A 6,931-nucleotide genomic window follows, 5' to 3' on the forward strand; every position below is an offset into this window, starting at 1 on the left:
TTACGTAGATGCTGCCCTGCTTATGCAGTTCGCTAGCCAATTTGATGCGCTGACATTCCCCGCCCGAGAGCGTACTGAGCGGCTGGCCGAGCGTAAGATAGTTCAGCCCCACATCATGCAACGCCTGCAGCTTGCGCACAACCTCTTTTTGCTGAAAAAAGTCCAGCGCCTCATCCACGGTCATCGCCAATACTTCGGCGATTGACTTGCCGTTCAGTTTGTACGCGAGCACCTCTTCCTTGAATCGTTTGCCGCCGCAAACTTCGCATGGCAACTTTACTTCCTCGAGAAATGACAAATCTGTATAAACGACGCCCAATCCTTGGCAATTCTCGCAAGCCCCTTTGGAGTTAAAGCTGAACAAACCCGGGTTGACCTTGTTCGCGGAAGCAAATGCCTTGCGCACATCATCCATGATGCCTGTGTAGGTCGCGGGATTCGAACGAGTCGACACTCCTATCGCCGATTGGTCGATGGCGATCGCATCGGGATGCTGACTGAGGAATACTTCATTAATCAGTGTGCTTTTGCCCGAGCCAGCGACACCCGTAACGACAGTCAGCACTCCGGTCGGAATATCTACACTTACGTTTCGCAGATTGTGCAATGTGGCATTCTTGATGGACAGCATGCCGGACGGCTGCCGGCAAGCGTGCTTCAGCGTAAGCGGCCGTTTCATATGGGCGCCTGTAATCGTATTGGCCGCAAGCAATCCTTGCAGACTTCCTTCATACACGATTTTGCCGCCGCGACTGCCGGCAAGCGGCCCGACATCGACGATATGATCCGCCACCTTGATCACATCGGGATCATGCTCGACGACAATCACCGTATTGCCTTTGTCGCGCAATTTCCGCAGCAAGTCATTCAGCCGATGTACGTCGCGCGGGTGCAAACCGACACTGGGCTCGTCAAAAATATAAGTGACGTCCACCAGACTGCCGCTCAGATGCTTTACCATTTTGACGCGCTGCGACTCGCCGCCGGACAATGTATCCGTCTCCCGATCAAGCGTCAAGTAGTCAAGCCCGATATCCACCAGATGCAGTAGCCGCTCCGTCAGCGATTTAACAATCGGCGCGGCGTTCGCGTTGTCAATCTCCTGTATGACGCGGATAAGCTGTCCGACCTCCATGGAGGACATATCCGCAATGTTCCGCCCGTTGATCCGGCAGTTAAGCGCAGCCGGACTGAGTCTCGCGCCGCGGCAGCTGGGGCAGACACCCTCGGTGATGTACGGGGCGACGGTTTGTTGAGTGCGCTCGGAATACGTTTTCAGATCCCGTTTGATGTACTTATTGGTAAACTTCTCGACGCAGCCTTCCACCGTAAGGTTCACAGTCTTCCCGCCGAACTGCACCGCCACTTTCCTTGCCTTTCCGTACAGCAGCTGTTCCAATTTCTCCTCCGGATATTCGTTTAGCTTCTGGTCAAGATCAAAAATCCCCAACTGCACGATCAGGTTCCAATCCATACTGCCAACCGTATAGCCCGGCAGCAGGATCGCCCCTTCATTCAACGATTTTGTCATATCCACCGCTTTCTTGATGTCGACGCCAAGACTGCGTCCGATCCCGTTGCAATGAGGACACATGCCTTGCGGATCGTTAAACGAAAACATGGATGCAGGTCCGACATAGGGCTGGCCCACCCTGGAAAAAAGCAACCGGACAAGCGGCGAAATATCGGTAATCGTGCCCATCGTCGAATGAGATCCGCCGCCCAGCCGCTTTTGATCCACAATCACAGCCATGCTCAAGTTTTCGATCGCATCCGCGTCCGGCTGCGGTATGTGCGGCAAAAAAGTGCGGACGAACATGCTGAAGTTTTCGTTCAGCAGGCGCTGAGATTCGGCGGCGATCGTATCGAAAACGATTGATGACTTGCCGGAACCCGATACGCCGGTAAAAACGGTAATTTTGCGCTTGGGAATGCGCAATGATACATTTTTCAGGTTATTCTCCCTGGCGCCGCGAATTTCAATAAATTCCTGGGACATAAATACCTTCCTTTACCCATATTTTTGAACCCGATCAGATCAATCGCAACAGCAAGTATACTCGCGGCAAAAAGGCCCGCTGCAACGGTGCGCAGGCCTATTGTTCTTCCGCGGGCACAAGTACATTATTTGCCGTTTGCCTGCATTGTTATGGAAACTTTTCGCTCTTGCTGATTCCAGGCGATTTTTGCCCCTAATGATTCACTGAAGAAACGTGCTGGCAGATATGAAATATTATAGTTGATAAAAGGTTTATTCTGCAAAATAATTTGCCCGCCGTTCAAATCCGTCACGCCGGTTCTGTAGTTAACGCTGATCGTAACGGGGCTTTTATCGGGTTGTTCCATTGCGACAGTTGCCACTTTCGTATCATTATTCCACGTAATTTCCGCACCCAAATCTTCGAAGATTGATCGGATGGGGACAAAAATACGATCGTTCTTCATGATAGCGCCATTGCTTAATTGAACCGCTTTGCCATTTAACTCGACTGTGATCGGCGGTTGAACCGGCACGGGTTGGTTATACGAAAAAACGAAATCGCCATAGCCCAGATCTGCATACTTATTGACGCCCCATCCCCAGAGAGAGCCATCATTTTTTTGCATGATGATATGACGGTCGCCTATTTGAACCGATACCACATCCGAAGCGATGCGGGTAAATTTGGGATTGCTCGGCATCGTTTCGCCTTCAAATGACGTAATGTAAAGACTGCCATCCCCGGTGTACACAACGATAGAACGCCATATTAAAAATGCATCTTGCACATCGCCGATTGAACGAATCAGAATCGGTTCGGGCTGCTCGTGATAAAACGTACCGTCCGAATATCCGGTTAGCGTTGCCCCCCAAAACCACAAACGGGATTGGCCGTCGATCGCCAAATTCGTACTGTATCCCGTGTAAATCTTTTTGATATGTTCCAATCCCGCTATTTTTGTCAAGATTTTTCCCGCAGACTTGTCTTCGTCAGTATATGTTTGCTTGTAATCATTCGGCCATGCCCAAACAGTCCCGTCGTCTTTCAGGACGAAATTTTCCTCGATGTCTGCGACATTGCGCAAATCGGGCACAAGTTCAAAAGTTTGCCAGGAATCCTGGCTTTTCATAACGGTGCCATCCTGCTTCAAGAAAAGCCACACACTTTTTCCATCCCTATAGCTGTAGTATTGCGAAATATCCCGCACATTTCCGATATTCGGCAGCAATCTGGCTTGCAGCTTATCCTGGCCAAACCGCTCAGGCGTCGGCAACGCAAAAACGTTGCCCGCACTATCGAGAATCAGCGGTTCATGATAACTGGAAGCTATTGCATTCGAGATTCCTTGCACAGGATACACATGAACTTTGGGGGAAAACGGGAGCTTTTCCCACCGCCAAACGGTTCCATCCGACTTCACCGCATAATTTCGGCCGAAAGACGATGAAACATCCGTTAATCCGGTAATTTGGGTAGGAACCGAAAAAAACGAATTGCCCCACACCCAATAAGAACCGTCCGATTTTGTCAATGAATTGGCGGCGAAGTTTTGAATATCGGTCAAACCGGATGCCGCGGCGGCGCCGGAAACAGTGCTCGACAATAAAAAAACGGCAATGCAGATCAAAATGCGCCTCATGGAAACACTCCTTTAACCCGCGATAATCTCTTCTGTATGTTATACTCATGCATGTGGTTAGACGCAATCGATTATAAAAAGGTTTCGGCGAACCGCGAACGAAGTAAAGTATTGCTAAGGAGGGAGAATGTTGAATAACCGGGCAAAAAGTGAAAGTTTCGCAAGGCTGGTCGGCCTTTTTCTTGGTATCGTTCTTGTAACGATAATGGCATTTTATTTGTTAACGGCCTTAATAAATCCAGTGGGCAATAGCGGAATGGCTATCGTGATTTTAATCATTATTTCTCTTCAAATCTCTTTTATCTCGGCATATGTAATCATAAAATTAAAAAAATGATTTTACCCAACCATTATTATGATTTGGCTTATGAAACTCGGTCAGTTTGTTGGCTTACGGTTTTGATATGGACTTTCGGGTCTAACGGGCGTGGCAGAGGCTATTTTGGGTTTTACGCCCGGTTTTCCAGTTTAACGGACGTATGTGCGCTTATTTTAGCACTTTGTACGGTATTCAGGTAAAAAAATGGCGAATAGCCGCTGTGGCGCCTGTTACATTTTTTGCTCAGCCTTTTTCCCGCAAATAGCCTCTGCTACGTCCGTTAGCGTTGCGCAGTTCCCGCATGGAGTAAATTTTGAAGTTTAATGTCCGATAAAATTCTGTGACCGGTTCTGCTTGATCCGCATGATTAAGTTTTTTCGCATGATTTCGTCACTGTTCGAGTTAAAATGACCTCCGCTTATGCTCCCGCCCCAGAAGGCCCCGATTTGAATTGGCAAAATTAAAATAAGTAACTGAAACCCAAAACGAAGCTGAAAAGCGAAGCCGCATATACCGTAGCCGGAAACGCCAGACGCAATTTCCGTGACAGATCGTGCATCCACACGCCGACCAAAGCCAATAAAATATGCGTAATCAACAATCCCAGACTGAACACCGCGACCACAACCAGACCATGGTTCTTTGCAGTCATGCCGGCAACTGTCGTAAACAACAATAGCTGAGTTGGGGTTTCCGCTCCGATCCCATGGATGAGGCCGATAATGAACACGTTCCGGCGATTGAACGTGAACGGCCCATTCCGATTTCCGCTCAACTTTCGGAAAATCGTGATCCCGCGGCTGAGATTCGCTTTTTTCCCATTTCTACGGCTTATAAGCATGAGGATTGCCATGAAGATCAGGGTCAAGCCGATCACCTTGCCCATCGCGTTGTCGGCCCAAACCGGGATGCTCCAGGCAAATAAAATAATGCTGAATCCCAGCATACATACGACCGCTTCGTGACCGCCCGCATACCACAAGGAGAGCTTCATCCGTTCTTTTTTCGTGCCGGGACAGCCCCCCGTAATGTCCGTCAGCGCCGCAACGTGATCGATGTCCAACCCGTGACGCAAACCGAGCAGCAGGGATAACGTTAGAGCCCCTATGAATTCCAATCCGATCCGCTCCCTACGCTTCCTTTGCGCGCCTCCCGATAGACCGTTTCCAAAGGGACGCCCGAAGAACGCGCCGCTTGCGCGACGTCTTCGTATTCCGGGGATTCTTTGACCAGACGGTCCCCGTCGTAAGCCTGTTTGATCCGGATCGTTCCGTATTTCGTATGGGCTTCCACCCATTTGCGCGCAAGCGCCCGACGTTTCATTTCAGCCCGGCGCACGCCAAAGGTCGAAGTTTCCGAGAACAATATCCCTTCGCATCGCCCGCATGCCTCATGGCTGCAAAGGACGGTGATCAAGACGCCGGGCCGGTTTTTCTTCATATAAATCGGCGTATAGTAGACATCGAGAGCTCCTGCCGCAAAAAGCCGATCCATCACATAGCCAAGCGTTTCGCCTCGCATGTCATCCACCTGGGTTTCCAATACAATGATCGATTCCAAGGGACTTTTTTCCGTCTCCCGTGAAATCAACATGGCTCGCAGTACGTTCGGATGTTCAAAATCCTTCGTGCCGGCGCCGTACCCGATTTTTTCGACCGTCCCGGCGGGAATGGAACCGAAACCGGAGGCCAATGCCTTGACGATGCCGGCGCCGGTCGGCGTGGTCAATTCGCCCGGAGCAGTGAACGACGACAAAGGCACCCCGACTAAAATTTCCGCGGTCGCAGGGGCCGGAATCGGATAGACGCCGTGCGCCATGCGCACCCTTCCGCTCCCAACGGGAACGGGGGAAACGATCGTTTCATCGACTCCCAAGCTTTCCAAAGCGAGGCAGACACCGATTATATCCAAAATCGAATCCATTGCGCCCACTTCGTGAAAATGCACTTTATCGGGATCCACGCCGTGGATCTTTCCCTCCGCATCGGCGATAACCCGAAAGATGGATTGACTTCTCGCTTTCACCCGTTCGGGAAGCGAAGAGTTTGCAATCATCCGCAAGATATTTGCCGCGCTTCGATGCTCATGATGATGCTGCACATGTTCATGGTGGTGGTAATGGTCACGTTCGTGGTTGCGGTCATCATGACCGTGATGATGGTGGTGATCATGATGATGATGATGTGCGTCTGATCCGGCAAAATGAAGTTTCAGCCATTTGGCGGAAATCCCCCTCCGCGTGACGGGCACAAATTCCATCGTGAACGAATCGATCGGAAGCGCCGATAAGTGCCTGATGATATAGTCGGGATCAGCCCCCAGGTCAACCAGGGCAGACAAAGCCATGTCTCCCGCAATTCCCGATACGCAATCCAAATAAAGGGTTCTCATCGTTTGCCCGCCTCCGCTACAAGTTGAAGAATAACAGCCGCTTGATACGCTCCGCCGAAACCGTTATCGATATTTACCACCGAAACCCCCGATGCGCATGAAGTTAGCATCGCCATCATCGTGGTCAATCCCTGCAAATTGGCGCCATAGCCGACCGATGTCGGGACGGCAATGACCGGCCTCCGGACAAGCCCTCCCACTACGCTCGCCAACGCTCCTTCCATGCCCGCAACCACAATAACCACCGATGCCTCTTGAAGCCTGTCCAACTGGGCCAATAGACGATGGATTCCCGCAACGCCTACGTCATAAATACGGTCTACCTCACAGCCCATCCATTCGGCAGTTCCCGCCGCCTCTTCCGCTACCGGAATATCGGATGTCCCGCCGGTGAGGATGGCCACCTTGCCCGGAAGCTTTTTCGGGCTCTTTCCGTAACGAATCAAACGGGACGTTGCGTCATATTCAACTGCAGAATACATTTTGGCGATCCGCTCCGCCATTTCCCTGGTCGCTCTCGTGACCAGAGCGCGGCCATGGGTCTTAACAAGCCTGGTGAAGATAATCTCCACTTGATCTGTCGTTTTGCCCAGCCCGAAC

The 6,931-nt window shown here is 50.9% G+C and carries 5 protein-coding genes; all 5 read right to left on the bottom strand.

All coding sequences use genetic code 11. The features are described from left to right. On the bottom strand, positions 1-1,999 hold a 1,999-nt coding region (locus VF260_12705; GenBank protein HEX7058039.1), incomplete at its 3' end, for an excinuclease ABC subunit UvrA. 125 nt (positions 2,000-2,124) lie between these two features. Continuing rightward, a complete protein-coding gene (locus VF260_12710; protein HEX7058040.1) occupies positions 2,125-3,621 on the bottom strand; it encodes a stalk domain-containing protein in 1,497 nt (498 codons plus the stop codon). A 779-nt stretch (positions 3,622-4,400) separates the two neighbouring features. Next, positions 4,401-5,057 carry a hypothetical protein gene (locus VF260_12715; protein ID HEX7058041.1) on the bottom strand — a complete coding sequence of 219 codons (657 nt, stop codon included), beginning with the start codon at positions 5,055-5,057 and terminating at the stop codon, positions 4,401-4,403. Then, a complete protein-coding gene (gene larC / locus VF260_12720; GenBank protein ID HEX7058042.1) occupies positions 5,045-6,331 on the bottom strand; it encodes a nickel pincer cofactor biosynthesis protein LarC in 1,287 nt (428 codons plus the stop codon). The genes VF260_12715 and larC overlap by 13 nt, the downstream gene beginning before the upstream one ends. Next, positions 6,328-6,931: nickel pincer cofactor biosynthesis protein LarB (gene larB / locus VF260_12725; GenBank protein HEX7058043.1), on the bottom strand; the 604-nt coding region annotated here is incomplete at its 5' end. The genes larC and larB, both read right to left, overlap by 4 nt.

The sequence above is a fragment of the Bacilli bacterium genome (assembly GCA_036381315.1).
Classification (GTDB): domain Bacteria; phylum Bacillota; class Bacilli; order Paenibacillales; family KCTC-25726; genus DASVDB01.